The sequence below is a fragment of the Rhodococcus sp. SORGH_AS_0303 genome (genome assembly GCF_030819335.1).
In the GTDB taxonomy this organism is placed as follows: Bacteria; Actinomycetota; Actinomycetes; order Mycobacteriales; family Mycobacteriaceae; genus Rhodococcoides.
This window is the reverse complement of the sequence record NZ_JAUTBO010000001.1, coordinates 4,127,371-4,149,489: the sequence shown is the minus strand read 5'-3', so window position 1 is coordinate 4,149,489 and position 22,119 is coordinate 4,127,371. Positions and strand designations below refer to the sequence as shown.

Sequence of the window (22,119 nt, the reverse complement as noted above, 5' to 3'; positions counted from 1 at the left end):
TTGACGAACGAAGCAGTGTCAGAGGTGTGTCGATCCCTCGTCCTGCCGTGTCGAGAACGACCGACGAGCCGAACTACTCTCGCGTCACCGTGCCTTTCCCTCGGGTCGCACCGTCGTCACGTGCCCACTGGCAAGCCGTCTATCGGCGCCGTGTGGCCCTGACCGACCTGGCGGTCATCGTCCTCTCCGTCGCGCTCGCACACGTGGTGCGGTTCGGGGAGAACTCGTCGCTCATGGCCGCGTCCGTCGACATCGACTACGTCACGGTGTCACTGCTTCTGGTGGTCGGTTGGTCCGCCTTCCTGGTGATCTTCGGAGCCAGGTCGACGCAGATCATCGGGACCGGGGCAGAGGAGTATCGACGCATCCTCTCGGCGACCATGCGACTCTTCGGCGTCGTCGCGATCCTGTCTCTGCTGTTCCGCATCGACTTCGCGCGCGGCTACCTGGCCATCGCCCTTCCCTTCGGCGCCGTCGGCCTGTTGATCGGTCGGCACGTCTGGCGGGGGTGGGCACGACGACACAAGGCGTCGGGACTGTTCACGACCTCGGTGCTCGTGGTCGGTTCGCACCGCGCCGCCACATCCATGGCGGCGTCCTTCGAGCGGGACGAGTCGAGTGGCTGCCGGGTCGTGGGTGCCTGTGTGCCCGGGCACGGTGTGGCCACGTCCAGCAATGGAGCCGGGTCCCTCGACGTCGACGGTCACCGCATTCCGGTACTCGGTGACGAGCACGCCGTCATCGCTGCCATGCATTCCACCGGCGCCGACGTCATCGCGGTCACCGCGACCGAGCATCTGGGTGCCGAAGGAATGAAGCGCCTGCTCTGGGAACTCGACCCGTTCGGCGTCGATCTGGTCGTGGCGCCCGGCGTCGCCGACATCGCAGGTCCGCGGCTCACCCTCCAGCCGGTCGCCGACCTTCCACTCCTCCATGTTCAGAAGCCGCGCTATCAGGGAGCCACCCGCTTCACCAAGACCGCCTTCGACATGTGTTTCTCGGCTCTCGCGCTCCTGCTCGTGTCGCCCGTTCTGCTCGCCATCGCGCTCGCCGTGAAGATCGACACTCGCGGCCCCATCTTCTACAAGTCGGAGCGAATGGGACTGGACGGCAACCCCTTCCAGATGATCAAGTTCCGCACCATGGTGGTGGACGCCGACAAGCATCTGGCCACCCTGCTCGCGCGCAACGAGAGCGAGGGGGGAGTGCTGTTCAAGATGAAGCACGATCCGCGAGTGACGCGTGTCGGCCGAGTTCTACGCCGCTACAGCCTCGACGAGTTGCCGCAGTTCGTGAACGTGCTCCGTCGCGAGATGAGCGTCGTCGGTCCGCGTCCGCCGTTGCGCCGTGAGGTGGAGACGTACGACGGAAACGTGCGTCGGCGTCTGCTGGTGCGACCCGGTGTGACCGGCCTGTGGCAGGTGAGTGGTCGATCCGACCTCACGTGGGAAGAATCTGTACGCCTGGATCTCTCGTACGTGGAGAACTGGTCCATGACACAGGACATGCTGATCATCGTGAAGACCGTGCGTGCGGTGTTCGGCAGCGAAGGCGCGTACTGACTCCGTGTGCGAAGGGCTGTCAGCAGTCCTCGAACACCGCGCGTGCGAATCCCGCTGTCTGATAGACGTACTGCCACGTCCACGCCCACCAGGGGAGCTCGGTCGGGCTCGCGAGCACGGTCAGGTCACCGTCCCAGCACTTGTCGAGGATGTACCGACTGCGCGACACGTGGGGCCGGAACGTCACGACCAGAACATGTTTCCAGTTCTGCTCCTCCGCGAGCCGGCGGATCTCTCGTCCCTCACCGCGGGTGGTCGACGGGTCCGGAACGAAACAGGTGACCGTGAAGTCGTAGGTGCCGTTGCACAGATCGCTCATGTAGTCGGGATCGCCGTAGGAACCGACACCTCGTGCGGTGTACGGATCCGAGAACACCACCTGCGGCGCATAGCCGTCCTCTGCCAACTCGAGGCCGAATTCCTCACGTCCGTCGTGGGCGCCTCCGAGAACGACGATGGCGTCCGCGGCAGTGGGCTGATCGACGGGCGGGCTCACGTAAGGCTCCCAGCCGACGGCGGTGGCCACGGCGACGGCGCCGACAACGGTGAGCGCCACCCGACGGCGACGGCGCCGGGGCGACTTCCTCTGCAGCACCCGGTCAGTCTACGGCGAGGGTGCGGGTGCGCCGTCGCGTGAGTACGCGGCGTCGAGCGTCTGAGCGACGGAGGCCATGCCGGAGGTCTCCCGGACCGTCCGGAAGGCGTTCTCGCCCGCTGTGCGGAGCGTCGGGGGGTCAGCAAGCAGCGCGGACATCGCCGCGGTGAGCTCGGAAACAGTGCCGTTCGTCACTGCGCCGCACGCGTTCTCGGCGATCAGGGGGGCGAGACCACAGGTGTCGGTGACGATCACGGGTACGCCGACGGACATGGCCTCGAGAACCGACATCGGGTAGGGCTCGTCCACGGACGGCAACACGTAGAGGTCGGCCGTGCGCATGGTCTCCAGCGTCTCGTGTGGTGGCAGCGGACCGCGCCACTCGACGGAAGCGCTCACGCCGGCGTCGGTGATGCGCGCGGCGACCGCATCGCCTTCACCCTCATCTGGTCCGACCAGGGTGAAGCGAGCGGTGTGGCCCTCAGCCAGGACGGCGACTGCCGCGTTCACGAAATCGACGGGGCGTTTACGAGCCTGAAGTCGAGCGAGGAAGAGCACATGCGGCGGGGCCTCACCGGATTCCCGTCGACGTTCCGCGGCGGGAACACCATTGGCGAGACGGATGAAGTCGAGGTCGGTGTTCGCCACCGCCTCGACGTCGCGCTTCTCGTGATCCGTCAGGTGAAACACCCCGGAGGCGCGGCGCAGTACCGGACGCGTGAGCAGAGCATCGATCGGCCGCGCCAACATCTTGTCGGTCGGGTCGATCATGCCGTGAGTCTGTGTGAACAGCCGCTGCGATCGGCCGACAGCGATGCGCGCGATCGGCAGCGTGACGAGGTCCCGCGCCAGGTGCACATGGACCACGTCGTAGTCTCGGCCGTGGCGCAGGAACCACGTCACCATGGCTGGGGACGACAGGCCCGCGAAGCCCGCGCCCGGCAGTACCGCACGGACCGGAAAGAGGCGGACCGGCACGCCGTCCTGCTCGGTGGGTGCCACGTCGAAGCCGCGGGTGCCGGCGGCGATGGTGACATCGTGGCCTAGTGCCCTGAGCTCGCGTGCCTGGTTGACCGCCACTCGCACCGGCCCGCCGTAGGCGCCGTCCGGTGAGATCAGTGTGACGACGTGAAGAATCCTCACGGTCGCATCACCGCGTTCGGTGCCAGGACGACAGCGTCCGCTGCGACGTCCGCGGTGACCAGAGCCGTTGCCCCGACGACGGCGTCGGATCCGATGGTGACTCCGCGTAACACCGTGGCTCGCGCGGCGATCCACGCCCCGTCGCCGATCTCGATCGGCGCGTTGTCGAACTCGAAGGTAGGAGACCGGCGGTCGTGACTACCGGTACACAGCAACACGCCCTGCGAGATGCAGACGTCGGAACCCACCGTGACGGGCTCGAGGTTCAGGATCCAGACGTCCTCGCCGATCCATGAATCACGCCCCACCGTCAGCTTCCACGGCCAGTGAATGCGAACGCGGTGCCGGATCAACACTCCGTCGGCGATGGTGGCACCGAACGCCCGGAGAACGCGGACCCGGACCGAACCGGGGCACCACCATCGCGTCAGTACCGTCCCGGACACGGCCAGCCAGAGAATCTGCTTCAGCGGTCCTGCGCCCTTGTCGTAGCCTCGGCCGGTGAAGCCGGCCAACGATCGACGCAGAGGTGCCGCACTCACGACCGCACGGCGTCGGCACGGCCCGCGGTGCGGTACCAGTCGACGACGCCGGCGATTCCGTCGGCGAGTCCGACGGACGGCGCCCACCCCGACTCCGTGAGAGTCGTGACGTCCAGCAGCTTGCGCGGTGTGCCGTCCGGCTTCGAAGTGTCCCAGTTCACGTCACCGTTGTACCCGACCGCGGCCGCTACCAGGTCCGAGATCTCGGCGATGGTGTGATCGACGCCCGTGCCGACGTTCACCTGCTGCGGTCCGTCGAAGTGCTCGAGCAGGTGGAGACAGGCCGATGCCATGTCGTCCACGTGCAGGAACTCACGACGCGGCCTCCCGCTGCCCCAGTTCGTGACCTGTTCGGCCCCCGCGGCGACTGCCTCCTCGAAACGACGCACCAGTGCGGGCATGACGTGCGATCCGGAACGCGAGAAGTTGTCTCCCGGGCCGTAGAGGTTGGTCGGCATGGCGGAGATCCACGGCAACCCGTACTGCTTGCGCACCGACTGCACCTGAAGGATGCCCGCGATCTTGGCGATGGCGTACGCATCGTTGGTCGGTTCCAGCGTGCCGGTGAGCAGATATTCTTCGCGAATCGGCTGTGGCGCCGATCGCGGGTAGATGCACGAGGAACCGAGAAACAGAACCCGTTCGACGTCGTGGGCCAGCGCTGCGTCGAGAACGTTGACCTGGATGCGCAGGTTCTCGGAGAGGAAGTCCACCGGGAACGTGTCGTTGGCGAGGATGCCGCCGACTTTCGCGGCAGCGAGAACGACGGTGCGGGGGCGAGTCGCGGAGAAGAACTCGAACACCTGGTCGCGCTCACGAAGATCGAGCTCGGACGACGTCCGTCCGATCAGCGACGTGAAACCTTCACCTTCGAAACGGCGCCAGAGAGCCGATCCGACAAGGCCGCGGTGGCCGGCGATGTAGAGCGGTTCGTCGCGATCGAGCGGACCGGGCACGACACTGCTCGGTCCGGTGGTCACGACCTGTTCCAGTCCGGGAGGGACGGGCGATCGATCCACGGCTTGCCCTCGTGCGTGAGCGCTGCGACATCCGCATCGACCATGATGCGGGCGAGTTCGGGGGTGTGCACCGTGGCTTTCCAGCCCAGGTCGCGTTCCGCCTTGCTCGCGTCACCGATGAGGGCGTCGACCTCGGAGGGTCGAAGGTAGCGCTCGTCGAACCTGACGTGCTGCTCCCAATCGAGACCGACCTGCTCGAACGCGGCGACGAGGAAGTCACGGACCGAGAAGTTACCGCCGGTCGCCAGGACGTAGTCGTCGGGAGTGTCGGCCTGCAGCATGCGCCACATTCCCTCGACGTACTCGGGTGCGTAACCCCAGTCACGGATGGCGTCGAGGTTGCCGAGGTAGAGCTCGTTCTCCATGCCGGCGGCGATGCGAGCCGCTGCGCGGGTGATCTTGCGCGTCACGAAAGTCTCACCACGGCGGGGTGATTCGTGATTGAACAGAATGCCGTTGACAGCGAACATCCCGTAGGCCTCGCGATAGTTCCGCGTGACCCAGTAGGAGTAGACCTTCGCGGCACCGTAGGGCGAGCGCGGATGGAACGGCGTGGTCTCGTCCTGCGGAGGCGGTGTGGCACCGAACATCTCGGAGCTCGACGCCTGGTAGAAGCGGCAGTCCAGGCCTGCGAGACGCACTGCCTCGAGCAGTCTGATGGAGCCGATACCCGTGGTGTCACCGGTGTGTTCGGGCTCGTCGAAGCTCACGCGCACGTGGGACTGCGCACCCAGGTTGTAGACCTCGTCGGGACGGATCTGCATGAGCAACGTCACGAGGCGGGCACCGTCGCTGAGGTCGCCGTAGTGCAGGAACATCTTCGCGTCCGGGTTGTGCGGGTCGGCGTAGATGTGATCGATGCGAGAGGTGTTGAAGGAGGACGAGCGACGCACGACTCCGTGCACCTCGTATCCCTTCGCGAGCAGGAGCTCGGCCAGGTAGGAGCCGTCCTGTCCGGTGATGCCCGTGATGAGGGCGCGCTTTCCGGTTCCGATCTTCGTCATGAGCTGATAACACTTTCGGTGCGGGCCGGGGAGCGGCGTGCGGCTGCGAGCCGACGAAGCCACCCCTCGTAGCGGTCGATGGCGTAGTCCTCGGAGAGCACGCGGGTGCAGTACCTGCGCCCGGCGTCTCCGAACCGGCGGGACGACACGTCGTCCGAGCCGATCGCGAGAGCAGTGTCGAGAAGCTCTCGGGGGTCCCCCGACCCGATGTGAACTCCGGCCCCCGACGCACGGATCTCATGCGCCGTCGTGCTCGTGGGGTCGGTCGCGGCGAGAACAGGATTGCCGCTGGTGAAATAAGACGTCAGTTTGCTGGGAACGGCCATCTCGGCGACGCCCGGCTTCTCGTTGACGAGGAGCACGTCGGCGGCGGCGAGTGCGGACCGGAACTCGAGGTCCGGGAGCGGCCGAACGAACTGGAGACGTGAGACGCCGACGGCGGCGGCCTCGAGCTGGGGGCGCTGATTGCCGTCACCCATGAGGACGAATCGAACACGTCGTCCCTCCGCGTCCGCCAACCGCGCGGCCTCGACGACGTTCTCGAGCCCTTGCTTCGCGCCCATGTTGCCGGAGTGCAGGACGATGGTCTCGTCCTCGGCCCACCCGAACGACCGGCGTACGGCCTCCTTGTCGATGGTGCCCATCGGCTGGATGTGAGTCCAGTTGCGAATCACCTCGACCTTGGCCGGATCGACCTGCAGGTTGCTGGTGACGTGGTCGCGGAAACGGTCGTGGATCACCGACACGCCGTCCGCGGCACGGAGGATCTCGGACTCGAAGCGGGCGGCGGCGCGTGCTCCGCGGCCGTCCATCGCGCCGGTCTCGACGACGCCGAGGCTGTACAGATCCTGGACCCACACACCGACAGCGGGCCGACGCGGCGAGAGGCGCGCACGGGTGATCGCCATGGCGGTCGAGATGAGAGTGGGACTGACACAGAGCAGTACGTCGGGGCTGTTCCAGCCGCTTCGCACGGAGCGGGCTCCGAAGCTCGCCTCCATCTTGACGCGGCCCTTGGGGGTGGGCGGATCCGGAACGAGGTGGCGTCGACGGTGCACGTCGACGCCGTTGATCTGCTCGTCGGACGAGGACTGGTCGTACCCGTCCGCGATCCGCCACTCGGGATAGTGGGGCATGCCGGTGACGACATCGATCCGGTGTCCGCGCGATGCGAGGCCCTCCGCGAGCGCGGTGGTGTAAGGCGCGATTCCCGTCGTCTCGGGCGCGTAGTTGATACCCAGAATCGTGACGCGCAGGGGCTGGGCCTCGAAGGCCTCGGCGCCGTCTCGCGGCTCGGTACGGATGTCGGGGAGTGCTGTCCACTCCCGCTGCGGCGAACTGATACTGCACCTCCGGGTCTAGGTTGCTTGCGAAACCGTCCCCGAGTCGGTTTCGAGCCATTGAACCAGATTATCGGTTTCAGGACAACTGTGAAACCGCCGTACTCAGTTGTTAAAGTGTTTCCATCAGACCCGTCGGTTCGGGAACGCGGGCGCAACACGGCCCGCTGCCTGATATGTGGTCCGTCACGTGAAGGACAGGGGAATCGTCATGACATCTCGGAGTGGGGCGCACGGCACGCCTCGGTGTGCGCGATGACCGCCGATCCGTGGGCCGGCAAATTCTGCTGCCAGGTCGAGACGCTGTACGGAGACGTCGACCTCGGTGCCGTGACGAGTGTCGGCAGGGCGTGGGCGGAGGCGTGTTTCGCTCCCGGCCACCAGCCGGCGGTGCGATGGATGGTCGCCACCGGTGACTTCGACGTTCTGCCCCTGACGGATGCCGTCCACGACGCGCTCGATGCCGGTGAGCTGACGCTGACCCGGGACGGCTTCCGCGAGAGCGCGATCGCTGACTTCGTGCGGCGGGGCGACCGTCCGGACGCCGACGGAGCCTTCGACCACGCGACAGTGCACGTGGTGATCGGCGCCCGGCACGTCCGCGTCGTCTACAGCCACCTCTTCGGAGACGAGACGGTCTTCTTTCCGAAGGTGCGACGGTTGTCTCTCGCGATCGGTGGTCGAACGCTCCCCATTCCGCCGCCTCTCACGGACGAACGTGCGCTCACCGGTCTCCGCTTGCTCGGCGCCGCGGCTCAGGTCGCTGCGTCACGCCCGCGAGCAGTGGCCACGGCGGCGCGAACCATCGTGCGAGGGCGGTCGACCGACGCGGTGATGTCCCCGAGTTCCGTGACGCGACCGGCAGATCCGAACGCGGTCTTCGCGATCTGCGTGACGATCGAGACGGTGTCGGCGCCCAAGATCCCGTCGGTTCTGCTGTACTGCTCGATCCTCCGAGACCTCGCACTTCCGGCGGGCGTCATGAACCACGTCATCGCGGATCTGCGCTCCTACTCGCCCGCCCTGTCCGGTACGGGCGGCAACGCGGTGAGTCATGTGCCGTTCGTCGCGGACTGGTCCCGTGACGACCCGAGCGGCTGCGCGGCCTCGATCGCCGCTCGGTTGCGTGTGGCGGAACCGGTGGTGCGTGCGGCAGCCTCGAGGCTGTTCGGACTCGGCGCGCGGATGACGACGTCGCGGCCGTCCGTGTCGAGCGCCACCCTGGCCACCTCGATGTCCTACTACCGCGTGCCCGCGGGCCAGTCCGTCGTCCGGTCCGACGGGGATGCCGTCCACGTCACGGGGTTGCAGACGCCGGATCTGGGTGTGCTCGCGTTCAACGCGCGGGACTTCGGCGGAACCGCGGATCTGACAGTGTCGCATCGCGGTGGACTCGTCGATCGAGATCGCGTGCTCGCAGCCCTGGTCGTCAACGCTGCTCGAGTGGGGTGTCGGGTCACGTGGTCCTGGTCCTTCGACCGGCACGACCACGCTTCGTCGAGTTCGCCGATCACGGCTGTGCCGACCGAGGGCAGTTATGCATAGCCATAAACAATCCTGTAGTCTTCTTTCGAGGCAGTGATCAGGTTGCCGGTACGCATCGTCGGGGTGTAGGCGGGTCATCAGTCGGTGATTCGTCGTCCAACACGTCGAGGGGCGGTGTCAACATGGCTGGGCTCAAGTTTCGGGTGATCGCCAGCGCAGGGGACCAGGTCCTCTCCAGCGTCAGCAACGCTGTCATTCTCTTCGCGATGGCCGGTCCGTCCTCGGTCCAGGCATTCGGTGCCGCGGTCCTCGTCTTCTCGATCGTCACCGCTGCCATCGGACTCGTCCGAGGTGCCCTGGGCACACCGTTGTTGCTCATGAGCGGCGAGTCGCGTGAGGACATCCTGCGTGAAGGGTCTCGCGGTCTCGGTTCGGCGCTCCTGTTCGGTGCGGTGGTCGGTGTCGTCGCCCTCGTGGTGTCCATCGCCCTCGACGAGCCCCAGGTCGGAATCGCCTACGCGACAGCCGTTCCACTCGTGCTCGCACAGGATGTCCTGCGGTTCGTCTCCATGGCCCTGGGGGAACCGGAATCGGCGTTCGTCAGCGACGCGATCTGGGCAGTGGGTGCTGGTGCAGTACTCGTCACGACGTGGATCTCGCCGACCGCTCTGGTCATCCCCGAGATGATCTGGTTCTGGTCCATCGCAGGTGGACTCGCCCTTCTACAGCTCGCCTGGCGCACGGGTATTCGCCCGACGTTCCGTGGCCTCCGGACGTGGTGGGTCGAATTCTGGCAGCACCGAACGCGTTTCGCCTTCGAGAGCGGCGTGGATCAGATCGCCGCGATCCTCATCGTGTCGGTCTCCACCATCTTCATCGGCACCGTCGCCGCCGCATCACTGCGCGGCGCGGTCACCGTCCTCGGGCCCTTCGCTGTCCTCATCAGTTCGTTGCCTCTCATCGTCATCCCCGAGGCCGTGCGGGCAGGGCACAGCGCCAAGCAGATCTGGCGCACCCTGAGCTACGCCGCGTGGATCACGTCCGCCCTCGCCGCCACCATCGGGTTCCTGGCACCGTTCGTCCCCTCGTTCCTGGGTCGCCTGTTGCTGGGTGATTCGTGGGCCGAGGCGACACAGGTGCTGCCGTTCCTCGGACTGGAGTACGCCGCGATCTGCTGGATCGCCGGCGTCTACAACTTCTATCGGTCGCGTGGAGCGTCCGCCGAACTCCTGAAGTACCGCATCGTGCAGAGTCTGCTCGGCATCGTCATCTGCACGGGCGCAGCGGCGATCTTCCGCACTGCTGTCGGCGTGGCGATCGGGCTCGCTCTCTCGGCCACCGTGATGGCCGTGTGTCTGGTCGTCGAGGTGTACCGGAAGCAACTTCGACAGGTCGCCGCAGAGCGTCGCCCCGTGCCTGCGACCGCACTGGCAGCCCGCGGCTACGCGGAGTCGCGGTCATGACCGCCCCGTCCACGCGCCGACTGCGCCCCACCACCGTCGCCACGATGTCGAGCGGCCGGCTCGGTGCTCCGCTCCTGGCGTGCTGGGTGGCGGCGTCCATGGTCGTGCTGGTGCCCGTCGTCGTCATCGGCTTCACGCCCACTCCGCATCGCCCGGTGTGGATGGGCGCCCTCGCCGTGACCACGATCGCCGGAGTCCGCTACGCCTGGATCATCGGTGAGGGCCGTCGCCGCCTCATCGAGATGTCCTTCTGGATGTTCACCTACGTCTTCCTGGGGCTGGCCCCTCTTGCTCAGTTGCGACTTGAGCAGAACCCGCCCACCACGCCGCGTCTCGATCCGTCCCTGGACATCAAGGCCATGGTCATCGTCGTCACCGGCCTGGTCTTCTTCTGCGTCGGTCTCCTGGTCGCGCGACTGGTGTGGCCCAAGCTCCCGCCCATCGTGACCGGGGAGCGCGGAGCCGGACGTATCGATCCGCTTCGTGCGGTGGCACTGGCGGTCGTCGCGCTCGCTCTCAACGCGTACTACATCAGCCGCATCGGCCTCGGCACCTTGTTCACGAGCCGCACCGCCGTGACCGAGCAGGCGGAAGGATCGCTCGGACAGTCGACCACCGCGGTCATCATCGCCGCGGGTGCCATGATGTCGCTGCTGGTCGCGTTCATCGCCGTGGTCAAGTACTACGACACGATGACGGTGAAGGAACGGGCGTTCCTCCCGATCATCATCCTGCTGGGCGCGACACTGTGCGTCACCCTCAATCCCATCTCCAACGCGCGCTACCTGTTCGGCACCGGGGCGCTCGCGGTCGCAGCGCTGTTCGGACTGTTCGCCACCCGCGCCCGGTTCCGCGTCGTCGCGATCCTGGCAGTGGCCGCGCTCGTGCTCGTCTTCCCCCTGGCCGATGCCTTCCGCTACAGTTCGTCCGCCCAGTTCAAGACATCGAATCCGTTGGAGTCGTTGACGTCTCCGGATTACGATGCTTTCGCGCAGATCAACAACACGGTGCTGTACGTCCAGAACAACGGCGACACCGGAGGCGACCAGGCCCTGGGCGTGCTCTTCTTCTGGGTGCCGCGGTCCGTCTGGGCCGACAAGGCACCCGACACGGGCGTGCTCCTGGCGCAGAGTCGGAATTACCCCGTGGACAATCTGTCGGCGCCACTCTGGGCCGAGTTGTACATCAACGGAGGGTTCCCGATTCTCGTGATCGGGATGCTGCTGTTCGGCCTCGTCGCGGGACTGCAGGATCGCCGTATCGAGATCTCGCTACGTACGGCACGCGCACCGACGGTGCTGGCCTGCATTCTGCCGTTCTACGCCATCATTCTACTCAGAGGCTCACTGCTGCAGGCGATGTCATACCTACTCGTCATCATCGCGTGTGCCCTGTTCGTCACCGGAACCGGAAGGAACAAGGTATGACGCGGTCGGCCCTTCGGCGCGGCGACGTCCGAGCCGTCGTACTTCTCGCCATCGTCACCGTGGCCGCGGCGGGCGTGCTCTTCGCACGTGGCGCCGCTGAACCGTCCGGGACCGAATCGAGTGCGACGTCGACGTCGACGTCGGCCTCCCTCGCGCCGAGCCGAGCGACCACCGCGCTCTGGGTGGGCGACAGCTACACCGCGGGTGTGGGCCGGATCGACAACGCCTCCTACGCCCGCATCGTCTGCCTGCGCATGGGGTGGGCCTGCAACGTGGACGCCGAGGGCAGCACCGGGTTCCTCGACGACGGCGCCGCCGAGTACCAGGGCGTCACCAGCCGGCTTCCGGCCCGACTCGACTTCGACAAGGCCACCTTCGACGCGGATGCGATCATCGTCGACGCCGGACGAAACGATCTCGAGGTGCCGTTCGACGTCCTCATCGGGGCGATCGACGACTACGTCTCGGATCTTCGCGAAGGCTGGCCGGACGCGAGGATCGTGATCATCGTGCCCACGTTCATGTCCCCCGAGAAGTACGACAACTACGACGAACTCGTCGCCGGCATCGACGCGATCGCGGCGAAGGTCGGCGGGCAGGTCCTCGATCCTGTCGCGCGTGGGTGGTACGCGAACGTCGATATTCCCTCGATGCAGATCGAGGACAGGGTGCATCCCAACGCGGTCGGCAACGCGTATCTCGCGGGCGTGCTCGAGCGCGATCTCCGCGAACTCGGCCTCGGCGACCTCACCGCACCGGAAGGACCCCAGTGAACATCGCTTCGTTCTCCGCCACCGTCGGTAAGCGCTGGACGACCGTCGTCGCCGGAGTGCTTCTCGGGCTCCTGGTCGCCGTCGGAATCCTCCTGACGTCCGACACCGTCTACCGCTCCACGTCGCAGCTCTTCCTCGGTACGCCCGGGTGGGGCGGGTCCGACGACCCTGGGCAATTCGGATTCGAGTCCCTACCAGGGTGACGAGTTCACCCGGCAACGTGCGCAGACCTACGTGCGTCTGATCGAGGACATGAACTTCTCTCAGCGCGTGTCGGAACGACTCGGAGGTTCGGTGTCGCCGTCGGCGGTCGCCGCGCATCTCGATGTACGGGTGGTCCCCGACACCGTTCTGCTCGACGTCACCGCCGGTGACGCGTCACCCGACACCGCGCGGGACATGGCCGTCGCAGCCGCGGAGCAACTCACGGAGGACATCGAGACTCTCGAGACCCCAGCCGGCCTCCGCGTGGCCACCGTGCAGCCCGTGGCCGTGGGCAGCGCGACGGTGCCGACGGAACCGTCGTCTCCCCACACGGCACTCACGCTCGTCGCCGGTGTCACGGTGGGTCTGCTCCTGGGTCTGTCGGCGATGGTCGTGCGCGAGCGGTCACGGCGAACCGTGGACGACGCCGAGACGATCGTCGCCGCGACCGGTCGCCCCGTTCTCGCCACCATTCCCCACGTCACCGACGAGGCGGCGTTCGACGAGTTCCGGTACGACCTCGACTACCTGGCGCGGCGTGCGCCGTCCGGTGTCCTGGTGGTCTCCGGACCTGGATCCGGAGTCGGACGTACCGCCACCGTCGCGGGACTGGGTGCCGCGTACAGACGAGCAGGACGATCGGCGGTGATTGTCGACGCCGATTTCCGCAGTACGGGACCGGAAGCCGCGAGCGGCGGTGTGAGCGGAGTGGTGTTGGGGGAGCTCTCTCTCGCACGTGCACTCACCTCCGTCGACGGTGTCGCGCATCTCGTGAGCGGGGTTCACCCGGCCGAACCTGCACGACTTCTCGAGAACCGACGCTTCGCGGAACTGCTGGACGACCTCCGCTCGCGCTACGACGTCGTTCTCGTCGACTCGCCCGACGCCGGCCGCTTCGACGATGCCCGCACCGTCGCTCGCCTCGCGGACACGACGGTGTTGACGGCCGCTGCCGGCAGGACGTCCATCGACGATCTGGTGCGCTCGGTCGCAGACATGCGAGCGGTCGGCGTGGATGTCGCCGGCACTGTTCTCACTCATTCCCGAGGTACCCGAGCACGATTCGGCTACCTCGCTCCGCACGACGACCAGGACGCGCCGACCGCGGTGCAGACAGGAACGGTGACCCGATGAGCACACTCATCAAGAAGCTTCGCGTGAATACGCTCGTCTGGGCTGTGCCGCTGGGTGCAGTCGTCGGCGCGATACTCGCGCTGATGCTCACCGCCACCATGCCGAAGTCCTACACGGCGAGCACGGTGCTCTTCATCGGTTCACCCGCCGCGGGCGATTCGGCCGGTGCCTATCAGGGTGACCTGTTCTCCCAGCAGCGCGCAGGAACGTACGCGCAGTTGTTCACGGGCGACGACCTCGCCGTCAAGGTGAACGACGACCTCTCGCTCGGTCTGACGCCGAGCGAGCTGGCGTCCAAGGTCACCGCGGCCGCAGTCGAGAAGACCGTGCTCCTGCAGGTGGACGTGGTGGACGGCAGTCCCACGCGAGCCGCCGACATCGCCAACGCCTACGCGTCGAACTTCGCGCAGTTCGTCGGCCAGTTGGAGAACCCGACCGGCGGCGGCCAGCCCAGCTCGTTGGTCACCGTCATCACGGCAGCCGAGGCCCCTGCTGCCCCGACGAGTCCGAGCAGCACGACGAATCTCGCTGCAGGCGTCGTGGCGGGCGGTGCCCTCGCCGGCGCTGTCGTGTGGCTGCGCCGCCGCCTCGACAAGCGAGTCAGGTCTGTCGACGCGCTGTCCGAGGCCGCGGGCGCACCGGTCCTGGGACGATTGCCTGCCGACTCGGCCCGCGGCTCGACGCTCATCAGCCTGCCCGAGAACTCGACGGACGGGTACACCGAGAGTGCGCGCAAGCTGCGGACGACCGTGCAGTTCGTCGACGCGGACAAGCAGAAGGAGTCGCTCGTCGTCACCGGTGTCGGTGATTCCGCGGCGTCGCGTGAGGTGGCGGCGACACTGGCGCTTCTGCTCACCGAGACGGGGAGGACGGTGGTGCTCGTCGATGCAGATCTGCGCGAGGCGTCACTGCACCGGTACGTCGGAGCACCGGATGCTGCCGTCGGTCTGACCGATGTGCTCGCGGGTGCGATCATGGTCGAGGACGCGGTGACCACCGTTGCCGGTGGACGCCTGTCCTTCCTCGCTGCCGGTTCGGCGTCGTCCACTCCCGGCGAGGACATCGCCGCGAATCTGATGCGCACCGTTCTCGCCGAACTCGCACGCACTTACGACCACGTCGTCGTCGCTGCCGCTGCCGCCGATGCCTATGCCGATGCTGCGGTGCTGTCGCACGACGTGGACGGAACTGTGGTGGTCGTCCGGGAGGGTGCATCGACCGCCGCGCAGGTCTCCACTGCCGCGCGCGCCCTGCGGTCGACGGGTGGCACCCTGTACGGGACGGTGCTGGTCGCGAAGACGGGTTCGTCCGCGACGACCGTGTCGAACGCGCCGACACGAGTCGCCCCTTCTCACACCTCGATTCCGGAACAGTCGCCGGTCGCTGTGAGCCGTACCCGGCGAACGGAGGTCGACCACCACACCCCGGCCGATCGTGTGTTAGGCCGTGACGACGTCGTCCGTGACGACGTCCGCCGTTCGGCCGACGGGGTGGCGCGGGAGCGCCGCGACGACGATCGCTGGGTCTCCGATCACGACCGCTTCTCGGCGAATCGCAAGGTCGAGGACGCGATCACCGATCCGTTCCCGGCTGTCACCGCCGAGGAGGCCGGTGCTGTGCCGTCCGCGATGGAGTGGGCGCCGGCGGCCCCGGTGCGGCGCCACGTCCCGTCTCGCCCGTTCCCCCGCGCAGCGCTCCCGGCGGCGTCCGAGGCACCCGCGCCCAGGTCCGCAGATGTCGTCGACAAGGACGTCGTCAGCACGTCGGGCGAACAGGATGTCGATGTCTCCGCGTCGTCGAGCGACGAGGCGCCGTCGGACACCCTCGGCGACGGACCGGACGACACCCGTGACGAGAGCGGCAGCGAGGACGAGACCACGACCACTCGGCAGATCACGCGTCGTGGAGCACCTCGATCCCGCGCAGCGAACGGTCAGCCGGTCGCCGCTTCCGGGCGGGCACGCGGTAGATCGCGGTGACACTCGGCTCCCTCGTGTCCGGACGGCGTCGTCCGGTCGGACGGCGTCTTCTCGTCGTCGCCCTGATCGTCCTGTCCGCGTCGTCGTCGGCATGCTCGACGGCGATCTCGGTCGACGGCCCGGCCGGGCTCGACGGCGCGACCGTGGTCGGTGCGCCGGACGCGACACCGGATCAGACCCTGCCGTTCGACGTCCCCGCCGAGCGAGATTCTCCCAAGAAGGTCTTCGCTCACTACTTTCCGCCGTACCCGATCTCGTTGGACAATGTCGACCCCGCCGAGGACTACTACGCGACGCACTATCTCGATCCGGCCGGTGAGGACGGGAAGTATGCGGACGTCGGCGGTTTCCTCCGGGACCGACCGTTGCCGCGAGCACCCCGTCCCGAGGCCGACTGGGTGAATCAGGATCTCCAGGACGAAGTGCGACAGGCCGTCTCGGCGGGAATAGACGGCTTCTCGGTCGATGTACTCGCGCCGATGGAGACCGGGTCGTTCTCGGTGGCCTCTCGACCCGCTGCATTGCTCGCGGCGGCGAACGCGGTCGACCCGGCGTTCTCGATCATGCTGATGCCCGACATGTCGGGGGTGTTGGCCGACCTCTCTCCTGTGGAGCTGGCGGACGAGATGGCGGCGCTCGCGCTGTATCCGTCGGCCTTCCGAGTCGACGGTTCCATCGTGATCAGTCCGTTCCGGGCGGAGGCGAAGTCGCCGCAGTGGTGGGAAGACTTCGGCGCGGCGATGGCGACCCGACACGGTCAGAAGGTCGCACTCGTTCCGGTGTTCGTGGACTCGAGCACCGATCTCGCCGCGTATTCGTCAGTCTCGTACGGATTGTCGTCGTGGGGTGCCAGAAACCCTGCCTTCAATCCGTCCGACGACGCCGGCCCGCAGTCTCCCTTGGGTCAGGCCGCGGAAGCGCACAGACTGGGCAAACTGTGGATGGCACCCGTGTCCGTTCAGGACGTTCGGCCGAGCCAATCGATCTTCGACGAAGCGTCCAACACCGAGAACCTCCGCGCGACCTGGCAGAACGCGATGGCCGGTGACGCCGAGTGGGTGCAACTGGTGACCTGGAACGATTACAGCGAAGGCACGTCGTTCGCGCCGAGCGTGCGGCACGGGTGGTCGTTCCTCGACATCTCCGAGTACTGGCTGTGGTGGTTCAAGTCAGGTGATCCGCCTGCGATCGTGCGCGACACCGTCTACCTCACCCATCGCACGCAGCTGGTCGGCGCACCGACTCGATCGGCCGAGGCGGCACCGATGGTCCTGCGTTCCGGTGGTACGCCGGCGTCGGACGAGGTGGAAGCTCTCGTGTTCGCGACATCCGAAGCCTCGGTGACCATCCGAACATCCGCGGGGGAGACGACCTGTACGGTCCCCGCGGGCGTGGGGGTCTGCACAGCGGCCCTCGCTCCGGGCGTCGTGTCCGTCATCGTCGACCGCGACGGAAATGACGTCGCTCGTGTGGATTCGCCGTTCGTCGTCGAATCTTCGCCCGACGTGCAGTCCCTTGACTACGTCGCGGTATCCAGTCGGCGCTAGTTTCCGCATGGCCGTCTCGTGCAGGCGGTGAAAAAAAGAACTGACGCCTTTTTCGAATATGTGCGTGTCATTAATGCGCAGCGCTCCTGCGCGCTAAGTTGCATTTCATGAGCACAGTGGCGTGGTTGTTCGACGCAGGTTCCGACGATGCGTGACCGAACCGTTCGGAACAGCGTCCGCGCAGGTCTCGACGGGCGATGGCCGCGCGGAATGCGACCGACCGTGCTGGTTGCTGCGACTGCGATGCTGGTGGTCAGCCTCGTACTGCCGACCGAGGATCACGTACCGACCTCGGATCAAGACGTGATCGCGACGGCTTACTCGGCACCGGCAATGCCCGTCGACATACCCACGTCCGCGAGCCCGAAGAAAGTATTCGCCCATTACTTCCCTCCATATCCGGTGTCTATAGACAATGCGGCACCGGCCTCCGACTACTACGCCACTCAATACCTGAATCCCAACGGTGAGAACAACAAGCATGCCGCCTACGGGGGTTTTCTCCGCGATCGTCCGATTCCACGCGCTCCACGCAGTGGGAGCGACTGGAAGATTCAGGATCTTCGGCAGGAAGTCAGCGACGCACGCAGTCGCGGCATCGACGGATTCACCGTCGACATCCTGGTCAGGTCGTCGAGCACCAATCCGATCGCACCCGTCACGCGTCAGCTGATCGACGTGGCGGGTCAGACGGGCGGGAAGTTCTCCGTGGTGCTGATGCCCGACATGAACGGTGAGCTCGGCGCACTCACGCCCGACGGAATGGCCGATGAGTTGGCTCAGTACGCGAAATTGCCTGGTACGTACAAGCTTTCGGACGGCCGCCTCGTGGTGTCGCCGTTCTATGCCGAGCGCAAGCCGGCGAGTTGGTGGTCGAGCTTCCTCACGTCGATGCGGAACCGATACGGAATCACCGTGGCGTTCGTTCCGACCTTTCTCGACGCCCCGTCGAACATCGACGCCTTCGCATCGATCAGTTACGGCATGTCGAACTGGGGTGGCCGCAACCCTGCGTTCAACCCCACGGCGAACACGAATCCCTACTCGCCGGTGGCGATCGCCAACAGGGTCCGCTCGCTCGGCAAGATCTGGATGCAACCGGTGTCCTTCCAGGACAGTCGGCCGAATCAGAGCATCTACGACGAAGCGCAGAACACGACGAATCTCCGGAACACCTGGGACATCGCCATCTCCACGAACAGCGAGTGGGTTCAGCTCACCACGTGGAACGACTACAGCGAGGGGGCCACTTTCGCACCGTCGGTGCGGCACGCCTGGGGCCCACTCGACCTCAGCGCCTACTACCTCGTCCGATACAAGTACGGCAGCTACCCGGCGATCCGGAGAATCGGACTGTTCGTGTCGCACCGTACCCAGCTCGCGTCCGCCAAGCCCTCGTTCCCCGAGACGAGACTCATGACGTTACGGCAGGGCAGCAGTCCTGCGCGAGACACGGTGGAGGCGCTCTCGTTCGGCAACTCACCTGCGCAGGTGAGCATCACCGTGGGCTCAGCGACCACCATGTGCACGGTGCCGGCGGGTGTGGGTGTCTGCACGGCGCCCCTGACTCCCGGCAACGTCAGAGTCGTGATGAGGCGCAACGGTTCCACGGTGCAGTCCGTCTCCTCGTCTCAGACGGTGGTCGCGAACCCGTACGTACAAACGCTGGACTACACGGTCACGAGCAGCAGGAAGTGACTCAGGCACACACGTCCGCTGCCGGCGGTTCGCCGCGGAACCGTGCTTCGAACCAGATCGCCGTCTCCGCGCCGGGATCGAGATTGTCGTGACCCTGGCCCTGACGGACGATGTGATCCACGGAGTAGCCCATCGCACAGGCCTTGTCGATCGCACCGGCCACCCACTGTGGCTTGACGGTCTCGTCCTGATCGCCGTTGACGACGAGGATGGGACCGGCTGCTGATCGCCTCGGCAGTTCGATCTCGCCGAGCCAGTTCTCGAGGCGATCGGCCGCCTCTGCCGTCGACGGAACCGTGTCCGACGGGTTGATGTACTGGATCTTGTCCGCGCGGCGGGCGAGAGCGGCGGTGTCGGCCATGCATGCCGTCCAGGAGGACGAATCCTGTGCGAGCACACCATGGAGATAGTCCGCCGGCACTGCGTCCGGCACGGCAGCGGTGAGGCCCGAGACGAGGAATGGGAACCCGACCTGCTGGTCACGCGTCATGAAGCGTGACGATGCGAGGGTTCCCTGCTCGGTGAGGTCCAGGGCGGGAGCGAGAGCGACGGCGCCGACGAACGACAGTTCGGGGGCGTAGAAGTCGGCGAGTTCGGCCGCTGACCACGCTGCCTGGCCGCCCTGCGACACACCCATCGCAGCCCATTTGTCGGACGCCACCGGTGTCTCTGCGCGTGCTGCGCGCACGCCGTCGATCATGTTGTACGCACTCGTGTTCGGTTCGAGGTAGGGGTGAACGGGGGAGGACCCCGGCCCCTGATATCCGAGCCCTTGGTAGTCCGTCATGACGGCCACGTAACCCAGCTTCATGAGAGGGACGATGGTGGACGCGTATCCCAGAAGATCGGGATAGGCGGACGGTGCACAGTCCGCCGTGACGCCCGTCGTGCCGTGTCCGAAGGAGACCACGGGGCGGGATCCGTTCGGAGCGGGTGCATCCGGCGTGAAGACGATTCCCGACACCGCGGTCGGTCGGCCGTCGAGGCCCGATGTCGACCAGTAGACGATGCGGGTGGCCGTTGCGCCCACTGCCGTGATCGACGGATCGATGTCCTCCACCGGCTCGGAGGAGATCACTGTTCCCCGTTGGGCGGCGGTGTCGCCGTCCAGGGTCGGGAGTGGTTGTTGCACAGGCGCTGCTGGTGCGGCCGGCGCCTCGGACGAGCAGGCGGCCGTCGTCGCGGTGAGCATCGCGAGCGCGAGAACCATGAGGGTCCGGTGGGAACGGGGTGTCATATCAGAGTTTCTCGGCGCCCAGCGGCGCCGCGGAGGTGAAAGGGGTGGGGGAAGCGCCGCCGACGGTGTCGCCGACGACGGTCAGAAGATGCTCGAACATGGTCTCTCGGAGATCACGGTGATAGAGCGAGTGGTCCCCACGATCGAAGATCGCCACCTCGGGTCGCAGCCCGCGTCGGCGGAGCCGCTGCAGAGCAGAACGACCGCGACTGGCCTCGAAGAGCGCCGTGTCCTCGGGCGACAACAGCGTGACCGTTCGCGCACCGCCGGCGGCGAGTGGTCCGAGCACGACCTCGGGCGCGTTGACCAGCCCCATGGCACCGAGCGCTCGCCAGCCCGGGTCCGGCAGCGTGTCACGCACGGCGTGCACTCTGTTCCGCACTGCGCGGGCGAGGTGGAACAGTCTCGTCACCATCGCGGAATCCAGCGCGTCGACGTGTGCGGCCTTGATGGGCACCCTCGTGTTGCGGAACGACCACTTCGCCATGTTCATCATGACCACCGCGGCGGCGCCGTTCTCACGGGCAGCGAAGGCCGAGTGCCACGAACCGGAACAGATGCCGGCGTGCACCGTGGCCTGCGCCGGTGCTTCCACACTCTCGGCCACGTGCCGGACGTCGTCGCGCGCGTCGGCCGACGTGGGTGCCGTCGACTCCTCCGACGCAACGTCACCGCTGTCGCCCGTTCCGCGACGGTCGTAGCGCAACGCGCCCACTCCGCGGGACGCGAGCAACCGACCGCCCTCCACCCAGAGTCGAGCGGGACCGATTCGGTGCTCGGCGGCAGTCTGGTGCAGAACGACCACCCCGTCCTCCGCGCGGTGGCCCGCCGCCTGAGTGGCGAAGGACAGGAGACGGTCCGGTCCCCGGTACCCGATCGTCTCGATCACCGGCGCACCCTCCGCGGTGAGCCCCACTGCGGCGTCGTGTCGGACCGCCACGTCGACGGGGGCACGAACATCCGATGCTCCGACGGAGACCCACTCCGCGATCTCGGAGAAGACGGTGGTGGGAACCGAGAACACGAAACTGGGCGGGTTGACGAAGGTCTCGAGTCGAGAGGAGGTGATGCAGCTCGCTCCCGACGCAGCGAGGAGTCCGGTCACCGCCTTTCCTGTCCTGTCCGCCTCCCGGACCACGGCGAGAACACGAGGTGCAGCGGCGGCGGCGATGCCGCCGTCGAGCGACATGGACGAGAGTCGATCGACGGTGTCCTGCGCGAACGACCCACCGATGAAGGAGACTCGCCCGTCCGCAGCGACGTCCTCGCCGACCATGACGCTGTACTGAGCCCTCTGCTCCCGCACGTAGCGCCGGCCGGAGATCACCGGGTCCAGAAGGACGAGGGAGGCGAGTGGCTCGATGTCCCGGAGGACCTGAGATGCCAGGAGTGCTCCCGCCCGAACTCCGACGACGGACACCGGGGCGTCGACACAGGACCGAACGTGGTCGACAGCTTCGCGCACGCTGTCGAGCCACCCGTCCATCGCTTCGGGGTCGGACTGCATTCCCGCCGAATCGCCCAGCCCTCGGTAGTCGAATCGTAGGACGAGGAAGCCGGCTCGACCGAGAAGCTGAGCGAGTTGGCGTAGTCCGCGATAGGTGGGGATGTGCTCGCGCGCGATGGGCGAGCAGATGACGACCGCGCCGCGCGCCGTCCCCGATACAGGAATGTGCATGCTCCCGAACAGGGAGCTCTCGGGTGGGCCGAACCACGTGTCGACGGTCCGGACGGCCTGACTGCTCGCCTGTCGCGCCGAGGTCGCCTGCACCGCGGTGAGGCCGACAGGGCGGGAAACGTGGTCGGTCGACGATCGCACGGGTTCGTGCGTGGTGAACGCGTGTCGAGTCATCGGTATGCCCTTCGCTCCTGGACCAAGCAGTCTGACGGTATTCTATCGTCAATCAAACATACCGAACGACGATGTTTCTTTCATTATTCCGCGGACGTCACCGGCAATCGGGTGC

Annotated in this window: 18 protein-coding genes; 10 read left to right on the top strand and 8 right to left on the bottom strand. The window is 66.8% G+C overall.

Features of this window, described 5'->3' with window-relative positions; genetic code table 11:
* Positions 1 to 89 precede the first annotated feature (89 nt).
* Positions 90 to 1,562: a sugar transferase gene (locus tag QE449_RS19615; protein WP_373425246.1), complete on the top strand. Its 1,473-nt coding sequence runs from the start codon at positions 90 to 92 to the stop codon at positions 1,560 to 1,562.
* A gap of 19 nt (positions 1,563 to 1,581) precedes the next feature.
* On the opposite strand, the gene QE449_RS19610 is transcribed toward QE449_RS19615, so the two are convergent.
* Genes QE449_RS19610 through QE449_RS19585 form a run of 6 tightly spaced genes read right to left on the bottom strand, consistent with a single transcriptional unit; the run spans position 1,582 to position 7,073 of the window.
* Positions 1,582 to 2,157 carry a YdcF family protein gene (locus QE449_RS19610; protein ID WP_307109478.1) on the bottom strand — a complete coding sequence of 192 codons (576 nt, stop codon included), beginning with the start codon at positions 2,155 to 2,157 and terminating at the stop codon, positions 1,582 to 1,584.
* A gap of 9 nt (positions 2,158 to 2,166) precedes the next feature.
* Positions 2,167 to 3,300, bottom strand: a complete 1,134-nt coding sequence (locus QE449_RS19605) for a glycosyltransferase (RefSeq protein ID WP_222647941.1) — start codon at positions 3,298 to 3,300, stop codon at positions 2,167 to 2,169.
* Complete coding sequence (locus QE449_RS19600; protein ID WP_307096214.1) at positions 3,297 to 3,842, bottom strand: DapH/DapD/GlmU-related protein; 546 nt, start codon at positions 3,840 to 3,842, stop codon at positions 3,297 to 3,299. Before QE449_RS19600 ends, QE449_RS19605 begins: the two co-directional genes overlap by 4 nt.
* A complete protein-coding gene (locus QE449_RS19595) occupies positions 3,839 to 4,822 on the bottom strand; it encodes a GDP-L-fucose synthase (RefSeq protein WP_222647940.1) in 984 nt (327 codons plus the stop codon). The genes QE449_RS19600 and QE449_RS19595 overlap by 4 nt, the downstream gene beginning before the upstream one ends.
* Positions 4,819 to 5,865: a GDP-mannose 4,6-dehydratase gene (gmd, locus tag QE449_RS19590; protein WP_222633051.1), complete on the bottom strand. Its 1,047-nt coding sequence runs from the start codon at positions 5,863 to 5,865 to the stop codon at positions 4,819 to 4,821. Before gmd ends, QE449_RS19595 begins: the two co-directional genes overlap by 4 nt.
* Positions 5,862 to 7,073 carry a glycosyltransferase family 4 protein gene (locus QE449_RS19585; protein ID WP_307109761.1) on the bottom strand — a complete coding sequence of 404 codons (1,212 nt, stop codon included), beginning with the start codon at positions 7,071 to 7,073 and terminating at the stop codon, positions 5,862 to 5,864. The genes gmd and QE449_RS19585 overlap by 4 nt, the downstream gene beginning before the upstream one ends.
* 387 nt (positions 7,074 to 7,460) lie before the next feature.
* On the opposite strand from QE449_RS19585, the gene QE449_RS19580 reads away from it, so the two are divergent.
* The 9 genes from QE449_RS19580 to QE449_RS19540 all read left to right on the top strand — a co-directional run bounded on the left by QE449_RS19580 (position 7,461) and on the right by QE449_RS19540 (position 18,915).
* Positions 7,461 to 8,750: a hypothetical protein gene (locus QE449_RS19580; RefSeq protein WP_222633050.1), complete on the top strand. Its 1,290-nt coding sequence runs from the start codon at positions 7,461 to 7,463 to the stop codon at positions 8,748 to 8,750.
* Positions 8,751 to 8,872: 122 nt separating this feature from the next.
* Positions 8,873 to 10,153 (top strand): hypothetical protein, encoded by a 1,281-nt coding sequence (locus QE449_RS19575; RefSeq protein ID WP_307096206.1) that lies wholly within the window; start codon positions 8,873 to 8,875, stop codon positions 10,151 to 10,153.
* Positions 10,150 to 11,580, top strand: a complete 1,431-nt coding sequence (locus tag QE449_RS19570; protein ID WP_307109477.1) for an oligosaccharide repeat unit polymerase — start codon at positions 10,150 to 10,152, stop codon at positions 11,578 to 11,580. The genes QE449_RS19575 and QE449_RS19570 overlap by 4 nt, the downstream gene beginning before the upstream one ends.
* Positions 11,577 to 12,353 carry an SGNH/GDSL hydrolase family protein gene (locus QE449_RS19565; protein ID WP_222633047.1) on the top strand — a complete coding sequence of 259 codons (777 nt, stop codon included), beginning with the start codon at positions 11,577 to 11,579 and terminating at the stop codon, positions 12,351 to 12,353. The genes QE449_RS19570 and QE449_RS19565 overlap by 4 nt, the downstream gene beginning before the upstream one ends.
* Positions 12,350 to 12,556, top strand: coding sequence for a hypothetical protein (locus QE449_RS19560; RefSeq protein ID WP_307109476.1), 207 nt, complete (start codon positions 12,350 to 12,352; stop codon positions 12,554 to 12,556). The genes QE449_RS19565 and QE449_RS19560 overlap by 4 nt, the downstream gene beginning before the upstream one ends.
* A 49-nt stretch (positions 12,557 to 12,605) precedes the next feature.
* Positions 12,606 to 13,691, top strand: a complete 1,086-nt coding sequence (locus QE449_RS19555) for a polysaccharide biosynthesis tyrosine autokinase (protein ID WP_307109475.1) — start codon at positions 12,606 to 12,608, stop codon at positions 13,689 to 13,691.
* Entirely contained in the window at positions 13,688 to 15,670 is a 1,983-nt protein-coding gene (locus QE449_RS19550; RefSeq protein WP_307109474.1) for a polysaccharide biosynthesis tyrosine autokinase, read from the top strand. The genes QE449_RS19555 and QE449_RS19550 overlap by 4 nt, the downstream gene beginning before the upstream one ends.
* Entirely contained in the window at positions 15,667 to 17,217 is a 1,551-nt protein-coding gene (locus tag QE449_RS19545; protein ID WP_307109473.1) for a glycoside hydrolase family 71 protein, read from the top strand. Before QE449_RS19550 ends, QE449_RS19545 begins: the two co-directional genes overlap by 4 nt.
* Positions 17,218 to 17,619: 402 nt before the next feature.
* A complete protein-coding gene (locus QE449_RS19540) occupies positions 17,620 to 18,915 on the top strand; it encodes a glycoside hydrolase family 71 protein (RefSeq protein WP_307109472.1) in 1,296 nt (431 codons plus the stop codon).
* 1 nt (position 18,916) lies between these two features.
* Here the strand turns inward: QE449_RS19540 and QE449_RS19535 are convergent, their stop codons facing one another.
* Positions 18,917 to 20,152: a lipase family protein gene (locus tag QE449_RS19535; protein WP_222647933.1), complete on the bottom strand. Its 1,236-nt coding sequence runs from the start codon at positions 20,150 to 20,152 to the stop codon at positions 18,917 to 18,919.
* Position 20,153: 1 nt separating this feature from the next.
* Complete coding sequence (locus QE449_RS19530; protein WP_307109471.1) at positions 20,154 to 22,004, bottom strand: serine aminopeptidase domain-containing protein; 1,851 nt, start codon at positions 22,002 to 22,004, stop codon at positions 20,154 to 20,156.
* Positions 22,005 to 22,119: the final 115 nt, after the last annotated feature.

Coding starts and splice junctions, on each gene's coding strand:
- QE449_RS19580 (WP_222633050.1), top strand. CDS start 7,461: ATGACCGCCGATCCGTGGGCCGGCAAATTCTGCTGCCAGGTCGAGACG.
- QE449_RS19530 (WP_307109471.1), bottom strand. CDS start 22,004: ATGACTCGACACGCGTTCACCACGCACGAACCCGTGCGATCGTCGACC.
- gmd (WP_222633051.1), bottom strand. CDS start 5,865: ATGACGAAGATCGGAACCGGAAAGCGCGCCCTCATCACGGGCATCACC.
- QE449_RS19535 (WP_222647933.1), bottom strand. CDS start 20,152: ATGACACCCCGTTCCCACCGGACCCTCATGGTTCTCGCGCTCGCGATG.
- QE449_RS19570 (WP_307109477.1), top strand. CDS start 10,150: ATGACCGCCCCGTCCACGCGCCGACTGCGCCCCACCACCGTCGCCACG.
- QE449_RS19575 (WP_307096206.1), top strand. CDS start 8,873: ATGGCTGGGCTCAAGTTTCGGGTGATCGCCAGCGCAGGGGACCAGGTC.
- QE449_RS19565 (WP_222633047.1), top strand. CDS start 11,577: ATGACGCGGTCGGCCCTTCGGCGCGGCGACGTCCGAGCCGTCGTACTT.
- QE449_RS19550 (WP_307109474.1), top strand. CDS start 13,688: ATGAGCACACTCATCAAGAAGCTTCGCGTGAATACGCTCGTCTGGGCT.
- QE449_RS19555 (WP_307109475.1), top strand. CDS start 12,606: ATGAACTTCTCTCAGCGCGTGTCGGAACGACTCGGAGGTTCGGTGTCG.